The 19,153-nt window shown below is 67.4% G+C and carries 22 protein-coding genes; 10 read left to right on the top strand and 12 right to left on the bottom strand.

The window, feature by feature from the left end:
- The first annotated feature begins 36 nt into the window (after positions 1–36).
- Positions 37–1,092, top strand: a complete 1,056-nt coding sequence (locus tag VJ109_RS07220; protein ID WP_324760135.1) for an enolase-like domain-containing protein — start codon at positions 37–39, stop codon at positions 1,090–1,092.
- Between the two features lie 3 nt (positions 1,093–1,095).
- Here the strand turns inward: VJ109_RS07220 and VJ109_RS07225 are convergent, their stop codons facing one another.
- Entirely contained in the window at positions 1,096–1,611 is a 516-nt protein-coding gene (locus VJ109_RS07225) for a DUF367 family protein (RefSeq protein WP_324760137.1), read from the bottom strand.
- Between the two features lie 131 nt (positions 1,612–1,742).
- Here VJ109_RS07225 and VJ109_RS07230 point away from each other — a divergent pair, with 131 nt between their 5' ends.
- The 3 genes from VJ109_RS07230 (at position 1,743) to VJ109_RS07240 (ending at position 4,417) form a co-directional block, all read left to right on the top strand.
- Positions 1,743–3,494, top strand: a complete 1,752-nt coding sequence (locus tag VJ109_RS07230) for a redoxin domain-containing protein (protein WP_324760139.1) — start codon at positions 1,743–1,745, stop codon at positions 3,492–3,494.
- A 3-nt stretch (positions 3,495–3,497) separates the two neighbouring features.
- Positions 3,498–3,830, top strand: coding sequence for a nuclear transport factor 2 family protein (locus tag VJ109_RS07235; protein WP_324760141.1), 333 nt, complete (start codon positions 3,498–3,500; stop codon positions 3,828–3,830).
- A 131-nt stretch (positions 3,831–3,961) separates the two neighbouring features.
- Positions 3,962–4,417, top strand: coding sequence for an NUDIX hydrolase (locus VJ109_RS07240; RefSeq protein ID WP_324760143.1), 456 nt, complete (start codon positions 3,962–3,964; stop codon positions 4,415–4,417).
- Between the two features lie 6 nt (positions 4,418–4,423).
- On the opposite strand, the gene serS is transcribed toward VJ109_RS07240, so the two are convergent.
- The gene (serS, locus tag VJ109_RS07245; RefSeq protein ID WP_324760145.1) at positions 4,424–5,806 is read right to left on the bottom strand and encodes a serine--tRNA ligase; all 1,383 of its coding nucleotides are present in this window, start codon (positions 5,804–5,806) and stop codon (positions 4,424–4,426) included.
- Between the two features lie 123 nt (positions 5,807–5,929).
- On the opposite strand from serS, the gene VJ109_RS07250 reads away from it, so the two are divergent.
- Positions 5,930–6,133, top strand: coding sequence for a heavy-metal-associated domain-containing protein (locus tag VJ109_RS07250; RefSeq protein ID WP_324760147.1), 204 nt, complete (start codon positions 5,930–5,932; stop codon positions 6,131–6,133).
- Here VJ109_RS07250 and VJ109_RS07255 read toward each other — a convergent pair.
- Entirely contained in the window at positions 6,130–6,561 is a 432-nt protein-coding gene (locus VJ109_RS07255) for a GIY-YIG nuclease family protein (RefSeq protein WP_324760149.1), read from the bottom strand. The two genes, VJ109_RS07250 and VJ109_RS07255, sit on opposite strands and share 4 nt — an antisense overlap.
- Before the next feature lie 4 nt (positions 6,562–6,565).
- On the bottom strand, positions 6,566–6,859 hold the full coding sequence (locus tag VJ109_RS07260; RefSeq protein ID WP_324760151.1) for a hypothetical protein: 294 nt from the start codon (positions 6,857–6,859) through the stop codon (positions 6,566–6,568).
- 82 nt (positions 6,860–6,941) lie between these two features.
- Here VJ109_RS07260 and VJ109_RS07265 point away from each other — a divergent pair, with 82 nt between their 5' ends.
- Positions 6,942–7,571 carry a rhomboid family intramembrane serine protease gene (locus VJ109_RS07265; RefSeq protein WP_324760153.1) on the top strand — a complete coding sequence of 210 codons (630 nt, stop codon included), beginning with the start codon at positions 6,942–6,944 and terminating at the stop codon, positions 7,569–7,571.
- Here VJ109_RS07265 and VJ109_RS07270 read toward each other — a convergent pair.
- Positions 7,568–8,302 carry a ribonuclease H-like domain-containing protein gene (locus tag VJ109_RS07270; RefSeq protein WP_324760155.1) on the bottom strand — a complete coding sequence of 245 codons (735 nt, stop codon included), beginning with the start codon at positions 8,300–8,302 and terminating at the stop codon, positions 7,568–7,570. The genes VJ109_RS07265 and VJ109_RS07270 overlap by 4 nt on opposite strands.
- Before the next feature lie 86 nt (positions 8,303–8,388).
- Here VJ109_RS07270 and VJ109_RS07275 point away from each other — a divergent pair, with 86 nt between their 5' ends.
- Positions 8,389–8,766: a universal stress protein gene (locus VJ109_RS07275; RefSeq protein ID WP_324760157.1), complete on the top strand. Its 378-nt coding sequence runs from the start codon at positions 8,389–8,391 to the stop codon at positions 8,764–8,766.
- On the opposite strand, the gene VJ109_RS07280 is transcribed toward VJ109_RS07275, so the two are convergent.
- The 7 genes from VJ109_RS07280 to VJ109_RS07310 all read right to left on the bottom strand — a co-directional run bounded on the left by VJ109_RS07280 (position 8,763) and on the right by VJ109_RS07310 (position 13,964).
- Positions 8,763–9,485 (bottom strand): ParA family protein, encoded by a 723-nt coding sequence (locus tag VJ109_RS07280; protein WP_324760159.1) that lies wholly within the window; start codon positions 9,483–9,485, stop codon positions 8,763–8,765. The two genes, VJ109_RS07275 and VJ109_RS07280, sit on opposite strands and share 4 nt — an antisense overlap.
- A 39-nt stretch (positions 9,486–9,524) precedes the next feature.
- Positions 9,525–9,947 (bottom strand): HIT family protein, encoded by a 423-nt coding sequence (locus VJ109_RS07285; RefSeq protein ID WP_276178935.1) that lies wholly within the window; start codon positions 9,945–9,947, stop codon positions 9,525–9,527.
- Between the two features lie 42 nt (positions 9,948–9,989).
- Positions 9,990–10,610: a uracil-DNA glycosylase gene (locus tag VJ109_RS07290; RefSeq protein WP_324760162.1), complete on the bottom strand. Its 621-nt coding sequence runs from the start codon at positions 10,608–10,610 to the stop codon at positions 9,990–9,992.
- Between the two features lie 15 nt (positions 10,611–10,625).
- Entirely contained in the window at positions 10,626–11,966 is a 1,341-nt protein-coding gene (locus VJ109_RS07295; RefSeq protein WP_324760164.1) for a glutamate-5-semialdehyde dehydrogenase, read from the bottom strand.
- On the bottom strand, positions 11,959–12,792 hold the full coding sequence (proB, locus tag VJ109_RS07300) for a glutamate 5-kinase (protein WP_324760166.1): 834 nt from the start codon (positions 12,790–12,792) through the stop codon (positions 11,959–11,961). Before proB ends, VJ109_RS07295 begins: the two co-directional genes overlap by 8 nt.
- The gene (gene proC / locus VJ109_RS07305) at positions 12,785–13,558 is read right to left on the bottom strand and encodes a pyrroline-5-carboxylate reductase (RefSeq protein WP_324760168.1); all 774 of its coding nucleotides are present in this window, start codon (positions 13,556–13,558) and stop codon (positions 12,785–12,787) included. The genes proB and proC overlap by 8 nt, the downstream gene beginning before the upstream one ends.
- Before the next feature lie 262 nt (positions 13,559–13,820).
- Positions 13,821–13,964, bottom strand: a complete 144-nt coding sequence (locus VJ109_RS07310) for a hypothetical protein (protein WP_324760170.1) — start codon at positions 13,962–13,964, stop codon at positions 13,821–13,823.
- 331 nt (positions 13,965–14,295) lie between these two features.
- Between VJ109_RS07310 and VJ109_RS07315 the strand changes: the two genes are divergently transcribed.
- The 3 genes from VJ109_RS07315 (at position 14,296) to VJ109_RS07325 (ending at position 19,153) form a co-directional block, all read left to right on the top strand.
- The gene (locus VJ109_RS07315) at positions 14,296–14,466 is read left to right on the top strand and encodes a DUF4177 domain-containing protein (RefSeq protein WP_324760172.1); all 171 of its coding nucleotides are present in this window, start codon (positions 14,296–14,298) and stop codon (positions 14,464–14,466) included.
- A gap of 67 nt (positions 14,467–14,533) precedes the next feature.
- On the top strand, positions 14,534–17,788 hold the full coding sequence (ileS, locus tag VJ109_RS07320; protein ID WP_324760174.1) for an isoleucine--tRNA ligase: 3,255 nt from the start codon (positions 14,534–14,536) through the stop codon (positions 17,786–17,788).
- A 111-nt stretch (positions 17,789–17,899) separates the two neighbouring features.
- Positions 17,900–19,153 (top strand): MFS transporter, encoded by a 1,254-nt coding sequence (locus VJ109_RS07325; protein WP_324760176.1) that lies wholly within the window; start codon positions 17,900–17,902, stop codon positions 19,151–19,153.

Raw genomic sequence — 19,153 nt, forward strand, 5'->3', positions numbered from 1 at the left:
CGGAGTTTTTAGGCCCCTGGGACGCCACCGACCCGTATGTACGATCAGGTGGCCGATCTCGCGCTGACTGTCGATGACTGTTCCTTCGAGGTGCGCGAACGTGCCACGTCCAGCGGGTTCGACCGGGCGACGACGACCGTCGCGCTCTCCGGCGCCGACGAGACGGGCCGCGGGGAGGACGTTACCTACACCAACGCGGCCCACGACGCACTGGCCGACCACACTGTCGAGGTGGCCGGCGAATACACGCTCGATTCGTTCTCGGACCGCCTCGATGCCGCTGCCCTCTGGCCCGAGCCACCCGACGAGGAGCGGTTTCGTCACTACCGCCGGTGGGCCTTCGAGAGCGCCGCGCTGGACCTCGCACTGAAGCAGGCCGACACGGACCTCGGTGCCGCGCTCGGCCGGTCGTACGACCCGGTGACGTTCGTCGTCTCGACGCGGCTCTCGGCCCCCGACGACGACGCGCCGCCGTCGACCGACCGGCTCGACGGCCTCCTGGCGATACACGACGACCTCGCGTTCAAGCTCGATCCGACCCCAGACTGGGACGAGGCGTTCGTGGCGTCGGTCGCCGACTACGACATCCGCGTCGTCGACATGAAAGGATTGTACGACGACGGCGAGGTCGCCGTCGACGCCGACGCCGACTTCTACCGCCGCGTGGCCGACGGCCTCCCGAACGCCCTGGTCGAGGACCCGGACCTGACCGACGAGACCCGACCGGTGTTCGACGGTCGCGAGGGGCGGGTGAGCTGGGACGTGCCGATCACCGGCGTCGAGAGCGTCGAGAATCTGCCGTTCGAGCCGGACTGGCTCAACATGAAACCGTCCCGGTGTGGCACCGTCGAGTCGGTGCTTGAGACGATCGCGTACTGCGAACGCGAGGACATCCGGCTGTACGGCGGCGGCCAGTTCGAACTCGGCGTCGGCCGGGACCACATCCAGGCGCTGGCCTCGCTGTGTTACCCCGACGGCCCCAACGACGTGGCCCCGGGCGGGTACAACGACCCCGACGCCGCGGGGGACCTCCCGGCGAGTCCGCTCTCACCGCCTGCGGACCCCCGGGGGATCGGGACCGGCTTCGACTGACCGTCACTCCTCGGCGAGGTAGTCGTCCTGGACCGCGACCACGTCACTGGAGTCCGCACAGTCGGCGTAGCGGGCCAGCGGTTCCTCGTTGAGTTCGAGGAAGGTGTGCCCCCAGGAGAACTTCGAGAGGATGCGCTCGGCGTGGTCACGTTCTCCGAGGATACAGAGCGCGCCGGCGAAGGCCTCGACGGTGTTCAACTGGAAGGCGGTCCCGTAGTTGACCGGGTTGCCGGCCACGAGGAAGGGGAGCGAGCGGTGGACCCCCTCCAGATCGAACGCCTCCCGCTCGGCGGTCTCCCACGAACAGTCCAGCGCGACCAGGCGGGCGTGGCGGGCGCCGTCGCCCGCCGTCGGCCGGTCGGCCGGCGAGAGCGCACGGTCCGCGAAGGGGTTGAGGACGATCCCCGGGGGCGTCGAGCGGGTCGCCCGGTGGAGGTCAGCCAGATCGAACCGGGCGAGTTTCCGGGCGCTGCACTTCTCGGGGTCGTCGTCGCCCTCGTACCGGACGTGTAGTTCCACACCGCTGGCTACCGGGCCGACGGGCAAAAACCGCTCGTTCGTCGGGGGAGTCCCGGATCACGGCTAACAGACCGCCCTCGGGACGGCGAGCGGAGAAACACTGTTAAGTGACAGGACGGCAAGTACAGACTGTGATTTCAGAGGGGACGGTGGCCCCGTCGTTCGAGTTGCCCGCCCTCGTCGACGGCCAGCGCCGTCGGGTCGCGCTCGACGACTACGTCAGCGAGGACGTGGTCATCCTGGCGTTCTACCCGGCGGATTTCAACCCCGCCTGTGACGGGGAGTCCTGTGACCTCGACGAACTCGACCTCTTTACGATGCAGAAAGACGTCACGATCCTGGGGGTCAGCCCCGACTCCGTCTACAGCCACCGTGCCTTCGCCGAACAGTACAATCTGAACGTCCCCCTACTCTCCGATACCGACCACGACGTGGCCGGGGAGTACGGAATCGACTTCGTCGACGACATCGGGCAGCAACTGATCGAGCGCGGCGTCGTCGTCATCGACCACGACGGGGTCGTCCAGTACACCTGGAGTACGGCCGATCTCACCGAGTTACCCGCCGTCGAACCGATCAAAGACGCCATCGCGGAGACCGGCGGGGACGATACCGCGTTCGCCCGCTACCGGGTCGGCCACGCCCACTACACGGAGGGGCGGCGGGCGTTCACCTCGGCGATGAGCGCGTTCCAGGGCTCCGAGTGGATGATGGCTCAGGGGGACTTCCAGCAGGCCCGCAAGGAGTTCGCCGAGGCCGAAGACCGGTTCGACACCGCGTTGCGGTTCGTCGACGACGACGGGACGGGTGCCATCTACGAGGGGGCCAAGACGAAGGCAAACGCCCTCTGGCAGGCCGCCGACTGGCTGGCCGAGTCCGCAAGCGACTACTCCAGTGGCAGCGGTGCCGCCGGCCAGGAATGGCGCGACGACGCCGAACGCCCCCTCGAAACCGCCCGGAAGTACGAGGAGCCCCCCGACCCGGACGACTGGCCCCCGGAGATGGATGACCTGGAGAAAGACGAGAGCCAACAGGAGAGTATCCTTCCGAGGGCCGACGAGCCCGACGACGCGGCCCTGGACGTGGATATCGACGCCGAGGTCGAGGAGAGCGAGGCGTCTGGTGAGTCGGCCGAACCGAGCGAGGCCGAACCCACGCCGGCAACAACCTCGGCCGATCCCGAACCGACCGAACCCGGGGACGACGGGACAGCGGTCGCGGCCGACAGCGACCAGACGGCCGATTCCATCGACGACGCCGAACTCGAAGAGATCCAGGCCGAACTCGAAGCTACCCATCCCGAGTCCGAGCCCACTCCCGAGGAGATCACCGAAGAGCCGACGGCCATGGTCGAGGCACCGCCCGACAGCGTCGCTGACAGCGCCGACGCCGGCAGGCCAGCCGAAGACGAGGAGTTGGCGGACCTCCAGGCGGAACTGGCCAGTCAGCCCGACAACACCGACGAGAGCGTGCCGGAAGAGCCGACAGCCATGGTGGACGCGCCGCCAGGAGACCCGGCTGACGGCGGGACAGCCGGAACCGAGGACGCGGATGCGCCCGGGGACCCGACCGATTCCCAGGCCGACAGCGGCGAGGACGACACCGAAGCCACCGACGACGATGGGAGCGCCCGGACGACCGACTCCGTGGCCGCCGACGAGGGAGTATCCGAGACAGCCGAAGACGTGTCACGAGCAGCACCCGACGACCGGGACCGTCCCGACGACGCGGCGACCCCCTCCGAGGACGGGGAATCCGGTGGCTACGCCACCCCGGACGACGAGTTCGGCGGCTACGTCACGCCCGACACGGGACCAGTGACCGGGAGCGAGGACGACGAGGACGACGAGGACGACGAGGACGACGAGGAGGCGGAGGACTGATCCGTGAAACCGACCGACCTGGTCCGGGCGTACTACCGGGCCATCGACGCCGGCGAGTACGAAGACCTGGCCGATCTGCTGGCCGAGGGGTTCGTCCACGACCGCCCCGATCGGACGCTCGACGGCCGTGATCGGTTCGTCCGGTTCATGCGCGAAGAACGTCCGCAGACCGACACGACCCACGTTCTCGACCAGGTGTACGAGCCGGTCGACGGAGAGGGAGCGGTCGCCGTCCGCGGTCGGCTGGAAGGAGCCGACGGGGACGTGTTGTTCGGCTTCGTCGACGTGTTCACCGCCGACGGCGAGATCACGCGGCTACACACCTATACCGACTGATAGCACCACCCGGCACGGGTGACACGCTCCAGGAGTAGCCGGCGGCTACCGGCCGGTGGCACTGGCGCCGACGCGAGAACGGATCGGTAGGGACCAGTTGTTTACCCGTCTGTCCCGAGATGGACTCGTGTATGGCCAGCGACCCGAGTATACGGCAAGCCCTCCCCGCCGACAGCCATCCCGACAGGTTCACAGTCCGACAGGGAGCCAAGGCGCTGGTACGGACCGACGACTCGGTCCTGCTGGTCAGGGAACGCCACAGCGACGGAACGCCGTTCTGGACGCTACCCGGCGGCGGTGTCGAACCCGAAGAACGTCCCGAAACAGGACTCCGTCGGGAACTCCGCGAGGAACTGAACTGCCGTGCCCACGTCGGGGAGCCAAGCGCGTGGTTCCCCTACCGCCACGAGGGGGAGTCGGACGTGGTGTCGGTCTACACCGTCTTCGACTGTCTGCTGGCCTCCAGGACCAGCCCGAACCCCGAGGAAGGCGTCCTCGCGTGTCGCTGGATCGATCCCGAATCCGTACCGCCCTCGACGCTCCCGCAGGTCCGACAGCTCTGTCGGTCGGTCGTCGACGGCGAGTGAGCGGCGTTACTCCTTCTCGCCGGCGCCGACCGCGCTCTCGCCGACGGGTTCGTGGCCCTCGATCCGTTCCTGGCCGCCCATGTAGGGACGCAGCGGCTCCGGCACCGTGATCGTCCCGTCCTCGTTCTGATAGTACTCCATGATGGCGACGAGGACGCGGGGGACCGCCAGCCCGGAGCCGTTCAGGGTATGGAGGTAGTCGGCGGACTCGTGGCGCTCGGGCCGGTACCGCAGGCCGGCCCGGCGAGCCTGGAAGTCCTCGAAGTTCGAGACCGAGGAGACTTCGAGCCAGCGGCCGCCGACCTCGGGGCCGTCCTCCATGTCGTCGCCGGGCGCCCACACCTCGATGTCGTACTTCTTGGCCTGTGTAAAGCCCATATCTCCGGTACACATGTCCAGCACGCGGTAGGGGAGATCCAGGCGGTCGAGCACTTCCTCGGCCTCCCCCAGCAGGGCCTCTAAGCGGTCGTAGCTGTCCTCGGGCCGGACGAAGTTGACGAGTTCGACCTTGTGGAACTGGTGGACGCGGACGTACCCGCGGGTCTCGGTTCCGTGTTCGCCGGCCTCCCGGCGGAAGTTCGGCGAGAACGCCTGGTGTTTCACCGGGAGGTCGTCGTCCAGCAGGATCTCGTCGCGGTACATGTTCGTCACGGGGACCTCCGCCGTCGGGAGCAGCCAGAGGTCGTCGTCGTCGTAGCCGTCGTCCTGGCGGGCACTCACGCGGTAGGCGTCCTCGTCGAACTTCGGGAGCTGACCGGTTCCCTCCATCGAGGCGGAGTTGACGGGGATCGGCGGCAACACGTCGGTATAGCCCTGCTCTCGGTGGATCTCCAGCATGAACTGGATCAGCGCGTGCTCCAGACGGGCGCCTTCGCCTTTGACGAACTGGTAGCCCCCGCCCGAGACTTTCGCGCCGCGCTCGAAGTCCAGGATATCCAGTTCTTCGCCCAGGTCGTAGTGGGGGACGACATCGGCGGGGAGGTCCCGCAGGTCCTCGAAGCCGCGGCGGTACCGCTCGACGTTGTCGGATTCGTCCTCGCCGGTCGGGACCGACTCGTGAGGGACGTTCGGCAGTTCCAGCAGCGCCGCCTCCAGGTTCGCCTCCAGTTCGTCGGCGCGCTCCTCGATTTCCTGGAGTTCGGCTTTCAGTTCCTGGGAGCGCTCGATGGCCTCCTGAGCGGCCTCCTCGTCCCCGTCCTGTTTGTACTGGCCGATCTTGCTGGAGATCTCGTTGCGCTCCTGGCGGAGCCCGTCGCCGTCGGCTTTCAGCCCGCGCCACTCCTCGTCGATTTCGAGGATCTCGTCGAGGTCGACGCCCGTCACGCCCTTGCGCTCGATGGCGTCACGGACCGTCTCGGGGTTCTCCCGGACGAACTGTCTCGATAACATGGGCGTCCGTTCTCGACGGCGGAAATTAGGCGTGTCGGTCCTGCGGCGGGCTCTCTCACACGGCGTCGGATCGTGACTGCCGCGAGGGAAGCGGTTTTGGCCGACCAGCAGTTAGGGACGGCTATGAGTCCACAGACCCTCTCGGTGACGGGAATGTCCTGTACTGGCTGTGAAGACAGCGTCGAACAGGCGCTGGAGTCGCTCGCCGGTGTCGTCTCGGTATCGGCCGACCACGGCGCGGGGACGGTGACCGTCGAGACAGACGGCGATGTCGACGAGGAAGCGATCGCGTCGGCAGTCGCCGACGCCGGCTACGAACTGGCTTAGTCGGCCGCCGCGGCCTCGTGAGCCCGTTCGACGCTCGCGAGCAACACGTCCCGGCGCTCGTGATAGGTGAGGTGGGTCGGACAGTCACAGTCCGAACAGCCGAATCCGGTGACGCCCCCGAACCCGTCAGCCGTCGGATCGGCTATCCGGCCAGCGACCGCACACTCGACATCGGCCTCGGTCGTCACGACGGTGTCGACGGTCGTCGCCGGATCGCCGAGGAGGTAGTCGACGTGCCAGTGGCGGGTGTCGTTCTCGCCGGCCGCGACCGCACGATGACGGTCGATACGGCCGAACCCGCCCGAACCGAGCGCGCTCCCGGTATAGGCGTACCATCCGGCCGGAAACTGCCGCCGGCCGAGCGCGCCGACCTCGATCGTCGCGTCTTCGCTCCGTTCGAGGACGAGCGTGTACGTCCCGCCGGCCATCGGGTCAGGCGCCCTGGCTCGGATCGGCGGCCAACTCGCCGAAGCCGTCGAGCCGGTAGGCCCGTGAGTCCGTACAGTCCTCGGTCTCGGCGGCGAGTTCGCCGACGAGCCAGTCGTAGCGGTGAGGGAAATCGCCGTAGGGGGCGTCCTCGAAGCGCTCCAGCAGGGCCTCGGCCGTGAGGTCGCGCTCGTAGTCCTCGACGAAGGCCGCGAGCTGTTCGGCGGCCTCGGCGGCGGTCCCCTCGTCGGTCGATTCCGCGAACGCCTCGGCAAGCGACTCGCTGAGCGTGTCTGTCATACCCGATCGAACGCGGCCGGCCCACGTATGCGTTCTGGATTCGGGCCGACCTTTCTTGTGGGAGTGGTCGGAAGTACGGACTATGCCCCGCCTCACGGACAGCCCCACAGTGGTCACCCTCGGGGCCATCGGCGTCGTCTTCGCCCTCCAGCAGGTCGTCGGCTTGCTCGTCTCACAGACGCTCGTGTTCGGGATGTCACGCCCGTTCAGTCAGCCCTGGACGCTCGTGACCAGTGTCTACGCCCACGGCGGCCCCTCGCATCTGTTGTCGAACGCCCTCGCGCTGGCGGTCCTCGGGTTCCTGCTCGAACGGGAGACCACCAGCCTCCGCTATCACACGTTTTTCCTCCTCACCGGAATGCTCGCCGGCCTGGCCGAGGTGTACGCCGCGCGGCTGCTCGGACCGATCGTCCCCTGGATGGTCAGCCAGGTCAACGTCCTGGGGGCGAGCGGCGCGATCTTCGCGTTCCTGGGGTATCTGCTCGCCTCGAACCGGCTGACCGAGACGGTCGTGGGCGGGATCTCGCTGTCGCCGCGGGCACAACTCGCGATCGGGGGGCTCTGCGCCGCGGCGATCACCATCGCGACCGCGAACCCTGGTGTCGCACTGATCGCACACTTCACCGGCCTCCTGCTGGGTATTCTGGCCGGGCGAGCACACCTCCTGCGCCCCAAGAGCGTCCTCGGAGGGCCGGCCCCCACAGAGCCCTAGACGAACAGTTCCTCGTCGAGGTCGCTGGTCACGCGGTCGGCCAGCGTCCGAAGGTTGACGGTGTCCTCGCGGTTGTACGAGATCAGCGTCTCTAAGGAGCCGTCGACGCCGCGTTCGTGTTCGCGCCAGAGCCGCACCGCGTCCCGCCCGGAGATGTCCGGCCGCTCGCGCTCGATGCCGATGTCCTGCTCGACCTGCTTGAGCCCGCCCGAGAGTCCGAGTTTCTTGCAGGTGTACATGAGATCGAGGTGCGGGTACCCGAGATCGATATCGAAGTTCGCCTCCAGGAAGGGGACATCGAAGCGCTTGCCGTTGAACGTCACCAGGAGGCCGGCGTCGGCGAAGGCCGCCCGGAGGTTCTCGGCGGTGAGATCGTCGCCGGCCACGAGCGTCCGTGTCTCGCCGTCCTGGTGGAGACTGACGGTGGTCACCTGGTTGCGGTGTTCGTCCAGGCCCGTCGTCTCGATGTCGAAGAAACAGGCCCGGTCGCGGAACGTCTCGTAGAGGCGCCACTGCTCGCTGTTGGGGAAGGCCTGGTCGAAGTAGTCAACATCGGCCGCCGCGACACGGTCGCGACCCTCCTCGATGAACGACCCGATCCGCTGGCCGCGTTTCCCGCCAACGACCGACGGCTCGAACTCGTCCCAGTGGGTGATCCCCTGCTCCCAGATGCTCCGTTCGGTCTTCTCGCCGACGCCGTCGACCCCGATGAAACTGTTCTCGACGCGCACGCTCTCCCGTAGGGGCGGCGGTCGACGTAAGTTCGTCGGAGCCGATCGGCGAAAGGGCGAAGCCACCGGCGTCCGCAGGGACGCCTATGACCGAATATCTCGTCGCCACCTCGTCGGTCCACGTGACCGCCGCAGCGGCCGACTACCTCCGTGACCGACTGGACCCCAGCGATGACAGCGTGGTCGTCGTCGCGGTCCGTGATCCCTCGGCACCGAGCCGTGACGCCGGCGACGCGGCCAACGTCGCCCGTTCGCGACTCGCAGCCGCGATGCCGACGACCGAGACCAGGGACGGCGACCCGACCGAGGAGGTTCTGGCGGAGATCGACGACCACGACCCGGACACCGTCCTGATCGGCGCCAACCGCGGCACAGAGGGGGCGGACGGCGTCGGGGAGACCGCCCGGGCGGTGCTGTCGGCGGCGAGCCGTCCCGTCGTCGTGGTGCCGCTGCCGGATCTCTAGAGGAGTCCGCCGGAGTCGAACGAGAGCCCCAACTCCAGGTCCAGCAGTGCCTCGGTGGTGTCGGCGACGGCCGGCGCGAGTGGACTTTCGGGGTCCAGCGCGGACGGCCGCGTCGGGTTCGGGTCGCCGGCCGGAACCGTGTGGTCGGCGTCCTCGACGGCGACGGCCTCGGTGGCGTCGGTCCGGGTGGCGACGACGGCGTCGGCGGGTGCGTCGACGTCCCGCAACCGGCCACGCTGCTGGGGGAGGAGATCACGGCCCCGGGCGGTCGCTGGAACCACGAGTGCACGGCGTTGTGCGGCGTCGACGGCCGCCAGCGCCTGGTTGGCAGCGACCGGCGGAACGTCGAGCAGGACGTGGTCGTACTGGCCGGCCGCCTCGGCGACGGCCCGTTCGAACGCCTGTGCGTGCTCGGATGTCTTCGCCCGGGCGATGCGTTCGAAGGGCGCGTGGGCCGGACACAGCGCGACCTGACCGGCCACGTCGAAGTCGGCGTCGTAGGTCGCCTCGGCCAGGGACGCCTCCCCGGTCGCGACCGCCGTCAGGTCGCCCCGGATCTGTGCCGGGACCCGCGTGGCCAGTCCCTGTGTCGCGAAGGCGGCATCGAGGACCGCGACTGAACGGCCGTCCCTAGCCAGGGTCGCGGCCGTCTCGACGGCCAACCGCGTCGTTCCCGCACCACCCGTCGCACCGACGAACGCGAGCGTCGACACTCCCATACACTTCGTTGCACTCGTTCTACGGTAAAAAGATACGGCTTAAACGCCGTCCTCGATGGCCGCCGCGATGTCGTCGAGTTCGTCGTCGCTCAGGTCGGGTCGGTCGCTGACGAGCGCGTGGATCGGCCGGCCGCCGTCGTCCTCGAACCGCGGGACGATGTGGCCGTGGACATGGGGAACTTCCTGGCCGGCGGCCTCGCCGTTGTTGAACGCCACCGTCGTCGCCGGCGCGTCGACCGCCGCCTCGACGGCGGGCGTGAGCGCGTGGACCGTGCTCATGACCTCGCTGGCGGCGTCGGCGGGCAGGTCGTTCAGCCGTTCGTGGTGGGCCTTCGGGATAACGAGCGTGTGCCCCGGCGAGAGCGGGTTGGCGTCCAGAAACGCCAGCACGGAGTCGTCCTCGTAGACGGTCCGACTCGGGATGTCCCCGTCGACGATCTGACAGAAGATGCAGTCGCTCATATCCGGGTCGTCGGCCGGCGATTACATGAAGGTTCGGCCCCGCTACGGGCGACAGCCAGCGACCGTCTCGCGGATCGCGTCGACGTACTCCGCGCGGTCGTAGCCCAGTCGCGCGAGCCACACCTCCTGGTAGCTCGGATGGAGGAGTGGAACGACAGGCACGCCGAGTGTGTCGCTGTATCGGGGTTCCAATACGTTGTCGAGGAAGCCGTCCAGCGAGTCGCCGTCGAGCGCGAGCACGGTTCGCGTCGCGTGGTTCCCGGTCGTCACGACCGCCCGCGGGGCGACCGTCTCGATCTCCTCGATCAGGTAGGGGCGACAGTTCGCGAGTTCGTCGTCGGTCGGGTCGCGGTTCTCCGGCGGGTGGCAGTTCACCGCGTTCGTGAAGTAACAGTCGTCGTGGTCGAACCCGGCGTCGGCCAGCAGCGAGCGGATCTGTCGGCCCGACGCTCGCGAGGTGTAGGCCATCCCGGTCAGGTTCCCGCCCCGCCAGCGGTCGGCGTCGGGGTCCCCCTCAGCCGGTGCCTCACCGACGACGACGAGGTCGGCATCCAGCGGGCCGTTTCCCCAGGAGATGCACGTACGGCTCCCGGTGAGGTCGGGGCAGCGCCGGCAGTCCGCGGCGAGCGCGTTGCGGCTGTCGTCGTCGGGAAACGGTGGCATCGGGCGTAACGACGGTTATTCGTCGGCCAGGTGGCCGGGAGTCCACTCGCCGTCGAAGTCACGGTGAGTGAACGGGAGGGCGTCGTCGCCGGCGTAACTCGCGACCAGTTGGCCGTTACCCTCCAGGTAGTACTTGTAGGTCGTCAGCCCCTCAAGTCCGACCGGGCCGCGGGCGTGGATCTTCCCCGTGGAAATACCGACTTCCGCGCCCAACCCGTAGCGGTAGCCGTCCGCGAACCGGGTCGAGGCGTTGTGGAAGACGCTGGCGGCGTCGATGCCGGTCATGAACGTCTCCGCCGCGTCGGCGTTCTCGGTGACGATCGATTCGGTGTGTTTCGAGCCGAAGGTGTTGGCGTGGTCGACGGCCGCGTAGACGTCCTCGACGACCTTGATCGACAGTTCGAGGTCGCCGTACTCACTCGACCAGTCGTCGTCGCTGGCGGGGTCGACGTCGACGATCTCCCGAGTCGGGGCGTCCCCGCGCAGTTCGACGCCGGCCTCGCGGTAGCGCTCGACCATCCCGGGGAGGAAGTCGGCGGCCACGTCGTCGTCGACGAGTAGCGTCTCGACGGCGTTACAGACGGCGGGGTACTGGACCTTCGCGTCGAAGGCGATCTCCGCGGCCATTTCGAGGTCGGCCGCCTCGTCGACGTAGACGTGACAGACCCCCTCGGTGTGGCCCAGGACGGGGATCTGGGTGTTGTCCTGGATGTAGGAGACGAACTCCGAGGAGCCACGGGGCATCACCAGGTCGACCTTGTCGTCCAGTTCCAGCAGGCGGTCGACCTCCTCGTGGGCCTCGATGAGTTGTGCCCAGCCCTCGGGGAGGTCGGCGTCGGCCTCCGTGACGGCCTCGACGATCGTCTCGTAGAGGGCGCGGTTGGATTCGCTAGCCTCGCTGCCGCCCTTGAGGATGACGGCGTTGCCCGACTTCAGCGCGAGCGCGGCGATCTGGACCAGGGCGTCGGGACGGGACTCGAAGATGGTCCCGACGACGCCAATGGGGACCGCGACCTTGTACAGCTCCAAGTCGTCGTCGAGTTCACGGGCGGCCAGCGTCTTGCCCAGCGGATCGGTCTGGTCGGCGACGGACTCGACCATCCCGGCGATCGATTCGAGTTTGCCCTCGTCGAGTTTCAGCCGGTCGACCAGCGCCTGCGTGTACTCGCCCTCGGCGAGCATCTCCTCGGCCTCGGCGACGTCCTCGGCGTTTGCTTCGAGGATCGCCTCGCTGTTCTCCCGGATCGCGTCGGCGATGGCACCGAGCGCGGCGTCGCGCTCGGCGGCGTCGACGTTCGCCAGCCGCAGGGCCGCGGACTGTGCCTGTTCGACCTGGCGTTCGGTGTCGTCAGTCATCTACCCCACCGTTGATCGGGACGAATATTGTGCCCACCGATTCGGCCCTGGCGACCTTCTCCAGCACGTCGGGCTCTGTCGACCGGGCGATGATCGCCGGGATACCGTGTTCGCTGACGTCCCGGGCGCCGCTGACCTTCGTCTGGATGCCGCCGAACCCACCCGTCGAGCTCTCGGAGACCAGCTCTTCGACCTCGTCGTAGTTCTCGCCGACGACCGGGATACGCTCGGCGTCGGGGTTCTCCTTGGGGTTGCCAGTGTAGACCCCGCCCACGTCGGTCAGGGTCACCAGCAGGTCCACGTCGACGCCGATAGCGATAGAGGACGAGATCATGTCGTTGTCGCCGATCTGGAGTTCCTCGGTCGCGACAGCGTCGTTCTCGTTGATGATCGGGACGACACCCCAATCGAGCAGCGTCTCGACGGTGTTGCGGAAGTTGGTGAACCGCTCGGGGTTCTCCAGGTCGTGTTCGGTGATGAGGATCTGGGCGACCGTCCGACCGTACCGTTCGAAGCTCTCGGTGTAGCGGCGCATCAGGTGGCTCTGGCCGACCGTCGAGAGCGCCTGGGACTCCTCGACGGTCCCGGTTGGATGGTCGACCCGGCCGATACCGGCCCCCACGGCCCCCGATGAGACCAGCAGGACCTCCTTGCCCCGCGAGAGCAGATCCTCGATGTCGTCGACGAGTTTGTCGAGTTTCTCGTCGTCTAAGTTCGACTCCTCGTCGGTCAGTGAGTTCGTGCCGGCCTTGACGATGACCCGCTGGGCGTCGGCGGCGAGTTGTCGTGTCGCCGAGACGGTCTCGGCGTCGACGACCTCACGCATCGTCGAAGTCGGCCGCCAGTTCCTTCGAACGCCGCTCTGCAGCCGCGACCGCGTCGGCGACGGCCTCGTCGACGTCGCTGTCCCAGAGGACCTCCATGCCCTCGATCGTCGTCCCGTTCGGCGAGCAGACGGCGTCGATCAGTTCCTCGGCGCTTCGGTCGTCCCGCAGGATCGTCTCGGCGGCACCCTTGAACGTCTGTGCCGCGAGGGTCTCGGCCTCCTCGTGGTCCAGCCCGCCCGCGACACCGGCCTGGGTCATCGCGTCGATGAGATAGAAGACGAAGGCCGGCCCGCTCCCGTTGACGGCGGTCGCGATGTCCATCTGTGCCTCCTGGATCTCGGCGAATTCGCCGACGTCGTCGAGCAGTTCCCGGACGGCCGGCGAGACGTCGCCCGTGGCGGCCGCGGCCATATCGCGGGTCTCGGCGGCCAGGTTCGGCATGATCCGGACCACGTCGGCGTCGGTCCGTGCCTCGACGAACTCCGTGGGGACGCCCGCGGCGATCGAGACCAGCGTCTGCTCTGCCGAGAGTTCCAGTTCGTCCAGTACCGCCTCGACGATGTCGGGTTTGACCGCGACGAACACGACATCTGCCTCGGCGGCCCGCGAGATGTCCTCTGTCGTCTCCGTGCTGTAGTCGGCGACGGCCGCCAGCGCCTCGGAGTCCAGATCACACGCGATGACTGTGTGGTTTCCCGACTTCCAGAGGCCCGTGACGAGGGCACTGCCCATGTTCCCGCAGCCGATGACGCTCGTGCGTACCATTGTCTCTACCACATCTCAGGAGATGCAGAGACTAACTGTGTTTTCATCCCGTGCTCCGTGCAGGTGGTAGTCCGATGAGTGAAACCGGAACGCGTGTCGGAGGACGGATCGCACGCTCTCGTGTCTGATACCGCGTGTGGGACAGAGAGCGCGTATCGGTCATAGAAACTCTTCGGTGTTGAACCGAGCGTCCAAGAGACGGGACGCCGCTCCCACACTTCTGCTCGTCCGAAACCCGACAGTAACACGAACTGCTTCGTTTTTATTCTCCCGTCAGTTCGTCTATGCACTCGGTACAGACGTCCATACTACTCTCCTCGCCGGCGAGGTCTTCTTTGCCGTGACTGATCGACTGGATCAGTTCTTTCGTAATAACGTCCGGCGTCACGGTTTGAACGGTTTCCACATCACGGTCACATCGAGCACAGTTGACCATAGAACCGAGTAGCAACGTCACTGAGTATTGTTAGTAGCCACAAAATCACCCGTAACCCGATCCTATCGGTACTGATCCCCTGACTTCAGCCGCTGTATCGTTCACCGCCCGGTATAGCCAGAGTTGTCTCAAATGAGCTACCCCGGGTGTACCGAAGGAACCTGGATTCGAACGGCCAGAAAGGCCCAACCGGCTGATCAACCGGCAGCGGTGAGGGCGCTCCGGCTCGCTGTGGTCCCGAAGTCCCGACCACCACTAGCGACCACAAGACTTGTTCGGCCTGCGTCGCCCCCTGGGAGTGATGCCCTCCTACGAGTACAAGGTGTTCGAGATCGACTCGGGGATGTTCGGCTCCAGCAGCGTCCCCGAAGAGCAGTTAAACGAACTCGGCGCGGACGGCTGGGAGGTCGTCGCACCGATCACGGAGAACAGCGGCCAGACCGCCGCGCTCCTCCTCCAGCGCGAGCGCTGATCGCGCCGATCTGACGGCGACACACACAATCGATTGTCCTTTAATGCCGGCGGCGAATGTGACCGGTATGGACCGATTCGCCGCGATCGACGACCAGTACGATCCGGAGGCCGTCGAGGAGACGGTCTTCGACTACTGGGACGACGTCGACGCCTACGAACAGACGAAGGCACATCGTGCCGACGGGGAGACGTACTTCTTCGTCGACGGGCCGCCGTACACCTCCGGGGCGGCCCACATGGGGACGACCTGGAACAAGACCCTGAAGGACCTCTACATCCGCTATCTCCGGATGCAGGGGTACGACGTCACCGACCGGCCGGGCTACGACATGCACGGCCTGCCCATCGAGACGAAAGTCGAGGAACGGCTCGACTTCGAGAACAAGAAAGACATCGAGCAATTCGGCGAGGAGAACTTCATCGAGGAGTGCAAGGACTTCGCCGAGGAGCAACTCGAAGGGCTCCAGACGGACTTTCAGGACTTCGGCGTCTGGATGGACTGGGACGACCCGTACAAGACCGTCGAGCCGGAGTACATGGAGGCCGCCTGGTGGGGGTTCCAGCAGGCCCACGAGCGCGGCCTGGTCGAACAGGGGAAACGCTCGATCAACCAGTGTCCCCGGTGTGAGACCGCCATCGCCAACAACGAGGTCGAGTACCACGACGTGGGCAAGCCCTCGATCTACGTGAAGTTCCCCCTGGCCGACCGGGAGGGCAGCGTCGTCATCTGGACTACCACGCCCTGGACTATCGTCGCCAACACCTTCGTCGCCGTCGACGGTGACCTGGAGTACGTCGGCGTCGACGCCACTGCGGACGGCGAGACCGAACGGCTCTACGTCGCCGAGCCCTGTGTCGAGGGGGTCCTGAAGGCCGGCCGCTACGAGGACTACGAGGTCGTCGAGGAACTGTCCGGCGAGGACCTCGTGGGCTGGGAGTACGACCACCCGCTGGCCGACGAGGTACCGGACCACGCAAGCGCCGAGGGGTCCGGCCAGGTCTACACCGCTGACTACGTCGAGGCCGATCGCACGGGGCTGGTCCACTCCGCGCCCGGCCACGGTGAGGAGGACTTCGAGCGCGGCCAGGAACTGGACCTGGAAGTGTTCTGTCCGGTCGGCAGCGACGGCGTCTACACCGCCGAAGCCGGCAAATACGAAGGGAGCTTCGTCCGGGACGCCAACGACGACGTGATCGCCGACCTCGACGGGAAGGACCTGTTGCTGGCTCACGAAGAGGGCCACTCCGTCCGGGAGGGGCAGTGCTGGCGCTGTGACACCGACATCGTCCGCATCGTCACCGACCAGTGGTTCATCACGATCACCGACATCAAGGAGGAACTGCTGGACAACATCGAGGACAGCGAGTGGTATCCCGGCTGGGCGCGGGACAACCGCTTCCGGGACTTCGTCGAGGACGCGCCGGACTGGAACGTCTCCCGCCAGCGCTACTGGGGCATCCCGATCCCCATCTGGACGCCCGAGGACTGGGACGGCTCGATGGACGAGGTCGTCGTCGTCGGCGACCGCGAGGAACTGGCCGAGGTCGTCGACCAAGACGTCGACCCCGACGCCGTCGACCTCCACAAGGGGACCGTCGACGACCTCACGATCACCCGGAACGGGACGACCTACACGCGCGTCGGCGACGTCTTCGACGTGTGGCTCGACTCCTCGGTGGCGACCTGGGGGACGCTCGACTACCCCGAACAGACCGAGGCCTTCGAGGAACTGTGGCCCGCCGACCTCATCATGGAGGCCCACGACCAGACCCGCGGGTGGTTCTGGTCGCAACTGGGGATGTCGACGGCCGCGACCGGCGAGATCCCCTACAAGCAGGTCCTGATGCACGGCTACGCCAACATGCCCGACGGCCGCGGGATGTCCAAATCGAAGGGCGTGCTCGTCGACCCCCACGAGGTCATCGACGAGTACGGCCGCGACCCGATGCGACTCTTCCTGCTGTCGGTCACGGCCCAGGGCGAGGACATGAACTTCTCGTGGGACGAGACCGCCGAGATGCAACGGCGGCTCAACATCCTCTGGAACGTCGCCCGCTTCCCGCTGCCGTATATGCGGGCCGACGATTTCGACCCCGACGAGACGAGCGTTGGGGCGCAGCCCCAACGAGGTGAAGGCGGTGAAGCCGCCGGAACAGCCGCCGAGGACGTTCGCGATGACCTCGAACTCGTCGACGAGTGGGTGCTCTCACGGCTCCAAACCGTCGAAACCGCGATGACCGAGCACATGGAGAACTTCGAGAACGACAAGGCCGCCGGCGAACTGCTCAATTTCGTCGTCGAAGACGTCTCCCGGTTCTACATCCAGGTCGTCCGCGAGCGGATGTGGGACGAGGCCGATTCGGCCTCCAAGCAGGCTGCCTACGCGACGCTGTACCGCGTCCTAGAGGAGGTCGCCGCCCTCTTCGCGCCGTTTACCCCGTTCGTCGCCGAGGAGGTCTACGGCGCGCTGACCGGCGACGCCGGCCATCCGACGGTCCACATGTGTGACTGGCCCGACCCGGACGCCTCGCTGCGCGACCCCGAACTGGAAGACGAGATCGAGGTCGTCCGCGAGGTCGAAGAGGCCGGCTCGAACGCCCGCCAGCAGGCCGAACGGAAGCTCCGCTGGCCGGTCACGCGCGTGATCGTCGACGTCGACAGCGAGGCCGTCGCCGACGCCGTCGAGTCCCAGACGGCCATCGTCGCCGACCGGCTGAACGCCCGCACAGTCGAGGTCGTCGGCGCCGACGAGGAGTGGGGTGAACTCCGCTACTCCGCCGAGGCCGACATGAGCGAACTCGGCCCCGCCTTCGGCGACGACGCCGGTCGCGTGATGAACGCGCTCAACGAGTCACGGGTCACCGAGCGATCGATCGACGCGCTCGAAGCGGCCGTCGCCGACGAACTGAGCGAACCCGTCGATCTGACCGAGGAGATGGTCGAATTCCGCCGGGAGACGCCCGCGGGCGTCACCGGCACCGAGTTCGCGGCGCTTTCCGGCGGCGGCGTCGTCTACGTCGACACGAAACTCACCGAGGACATCGAGAGCGAGGGCTACGCCCGCGAGGTCATCCGCCGGGTCCAGGAGATGCGCAAGGACCTCGAACTGGACATCGAGGAGCGGATCGTCGTCGACCTCGAAGTCGCCGACGACCGCGTTGCCGCGCTGGTCGACGACCACCGGGACCTGATCGCCGAGGAAGTCCGGGCCGACGAGTTCGGCGAAGTCGTCGACGGCCACCGCAAGACCTGGGCGGTCGAGGACGTGGAGATGGAGATCGCGGTTGCACCGGTCGCGGCCGCGGAAGCCTCCGACTGAGCGAAGCAGCAGACGGACGCTCCCACGCCCGGACTTTTCTTTCTGCGACGGCGATCGGATATCTTCGGCGGACCGTAACCGATTAGACGGCCAGTCCGCTGTCCACACGCAGTGACCGCACGCCGTCAACTCCAGGCCCTGTTTCTCACCCGTTTCGCCACCGCCTTCGGCATCGTCACGCTGCTGACGCTGTTGCCGACCTACATCGATCTGCTGGACCCCCAGGGGTTCGTCCTGGGGATGTTCGCGACCGGGCTGACTCTGGCCCAGGCGGGGACCGTCATCCCGGTGTCGTATCTGGGCGACCGCTTCGACAAGCGGACGGTGCTGCTGGTGGGATTGGGGCTTGCAGCGGCCGTCTACGGACTGTTTCCGCTCGTATCTTCCAGTTGGGGCTTTGTCTTCGTCCGGGGACTCCAGGGGGTCGCGGCGACGACCGCAGGCCTGGTCGGGTTGGCTCTAGTCGGCCAGCTAGCGCGGGACAGCGCCCGCGGGACCACCATCGGAACCTCCAACGCCTGGCGGTTCGCGGCGGCGATCGGCGGCTCGCTGTCGGCGGGCCTGCTGTACGATCGGTTCGGCTTCGACGCCGTCTTCGGCCTGCTCGTGGCGATCACGCTCGTCACCTTCCTGGCGGTCCTGGCGTTCGTCGACCCCGACGAGACGACGACGGAGGGGTTCGCGCTCGCCGATCTGGCCGTGAACCGGCGCATCCTCACCATCACGAGCTTTCGCGCCCAGTACGCCGTCGCGGTGACGCTGGTCCGAACGTGGGTACCGATCTTCGCCGGCGTCGCCGCCGCTCGCGGCGGGCTGGGGTACAACGCGGCGATCAACGGCGCGACCGCCGTCGCCGTCGTGCTGGCCGCCGAGAAGTTCACCAACATGCTCTGTCAGCCCTACACCGGCGGACTCTCTGACCGGCAGGGCCGTGCGCGGTTCGTCTTCATCGGCGGGCTGGCCTACGGTGTGGTGGCGCTGGTCGTCCCGTTCACGCCCGCGATCGGCGCGTCGCTGGGGCTCCCCGCGGTGTTCCCGTACTTCGGCGACCTCTCGCCGGCGTTCCTGCCGCTCGTGGCATTGAACGGTCTGCTCGGTATCGCGGACTCGATCCGCGAGCCCGCGAGCATGGCGCTGTTCGCCGACGAGGGCAGCGGGAAGGGCGTGGCGTCCAGTTTCGGCGTCCGCGATCTGGTCTGGCGGCCCGGTGCCGTGCTGGCACCGCTTGCCGGCGGTTGGCTGACGACCAACGCCGGCATGGAGTGGGTGTTCTACCTGGGTGCGGCGTCGGCGTTCACCGGCGTCGCAGCCTTCGCCGGCATCCTCACGTACCGCCACGGGCGGGCGGGGCTGGGTGCGTGGTGA

The sequence above is a fragment of the Haloarcula montana genome (assembly GCF_035666295.1).
Classification (GTDB): Archaea; Halobacteriota; Halobacteria; order Halobacteriales; family Haloarculaceae; genus Haloarcula; species Haloarcula montana.

Coding starts and splice junctions, on each gene's coding strand:
- VJ109_RS07220 (WP_324760135.1), top strand. CDS start 37: ATGTACGATCAGGTGGCCGATCTCGCGCTGACTGTCGATGACTGTTCC.
- VJ109_RS07240 (WP_324760143.1), top strand. CDS start 3,962: ATGGCCAGCGACCCGAGTATACGGCAAGCCCTCCCCGCCGACAGCCAT.
- serS (WP_324760145.1), bottom strand. CDS start 5,806: ATGTTATCGAGACAGTTCGTCCGGGAGAACCCCGAGACGGTCCGTGAC.
- VJ109_RS07250 (WP_324760147.1), top strand. CDS start 5,930: ATGAGTCCACAGACCCTCTCGGTGACGGGAATGTCCTGTACTGGCTGT.
- VJ109_RS07255 (WP_324760149.1), bottom strand. CDS start 6,561: ATGGCCGGCGGGACGTACACGCTCGTCCTCGAACGGAGCGAAGACGCG.
- VJ109_RS07260 (WP_324760151.1), bottom strand. CDS start 6,859: ATGACAGACACGCTCAGCGAGTCGCTTGCCGAGGCGTTCGCGGAATCG.
- VJ109_RS07265 (WP_324760153.1), top strand. CDS start 6,942: ATGCCCCGCCTCACGGACAGCCCCACAGTGGTCACCCTCGGGGCCATC.
- VJ109_RS07275 (WP_324760157.1), top strand. CDS start 8,389: ATGACCGAATATCTCGTCGCCACCTCGTCGGTCCACGTGACCGCCGCA.
- VJ109_RS07280 (WP_324760159.1), bottom strand. CDS start 9,485: ATGGGAGTGTCGACGCTCGCGTTCGTCGGTGCGACGGGTGGTGCGGGA.
- VJ109_RS07285 (WP_276178935.1), bottom strand. CDS start 9,947: ATGAGCGACTGCATCTTCTGTCAGATCGTCGACGGGGACATCCCGAGT.
- VJ109_RS07290 (WP_324760162.1), bottom strand. CDS start 10,610: ATGCCACCGTTTCCCGACGACGACAGCCGCAACGCGCTCGCCGCGGAC.
- VJ109_RS07295 (WP_324760164.1), bottom strand. CDS start 11,966: ATGACTGACGACACCGAACGCCAGGTCGAACAGGCACAGTCCGCGGCC.
- proB (WP_324760166.1), bottom strand. CDS start 12,792: ATGCGTGAGGTCGTCGACGCCGAGACCGTCTCGGCGACACGACAACTC.
- proC (WP_324760168.1), bottom strand. CDS start 13,558: ATGGTACGCACGAGCGTCATCGGCTGCGGGAACATGGGCAGTGCCCTC.
- VJ109_RS07315 (WP_324760172.1), top strand. CDS start 14,296: ATGCCCTCCTACGAGTACAAGGTGTTCGAGATCGACTCGGGGATGTTC.
- ileS (WP_324760174.1), top strand. CDS start 14,534: ATGGACCGATTCGCCGCGATCGACGACCAGTACGATCCGGAGGCCGTC.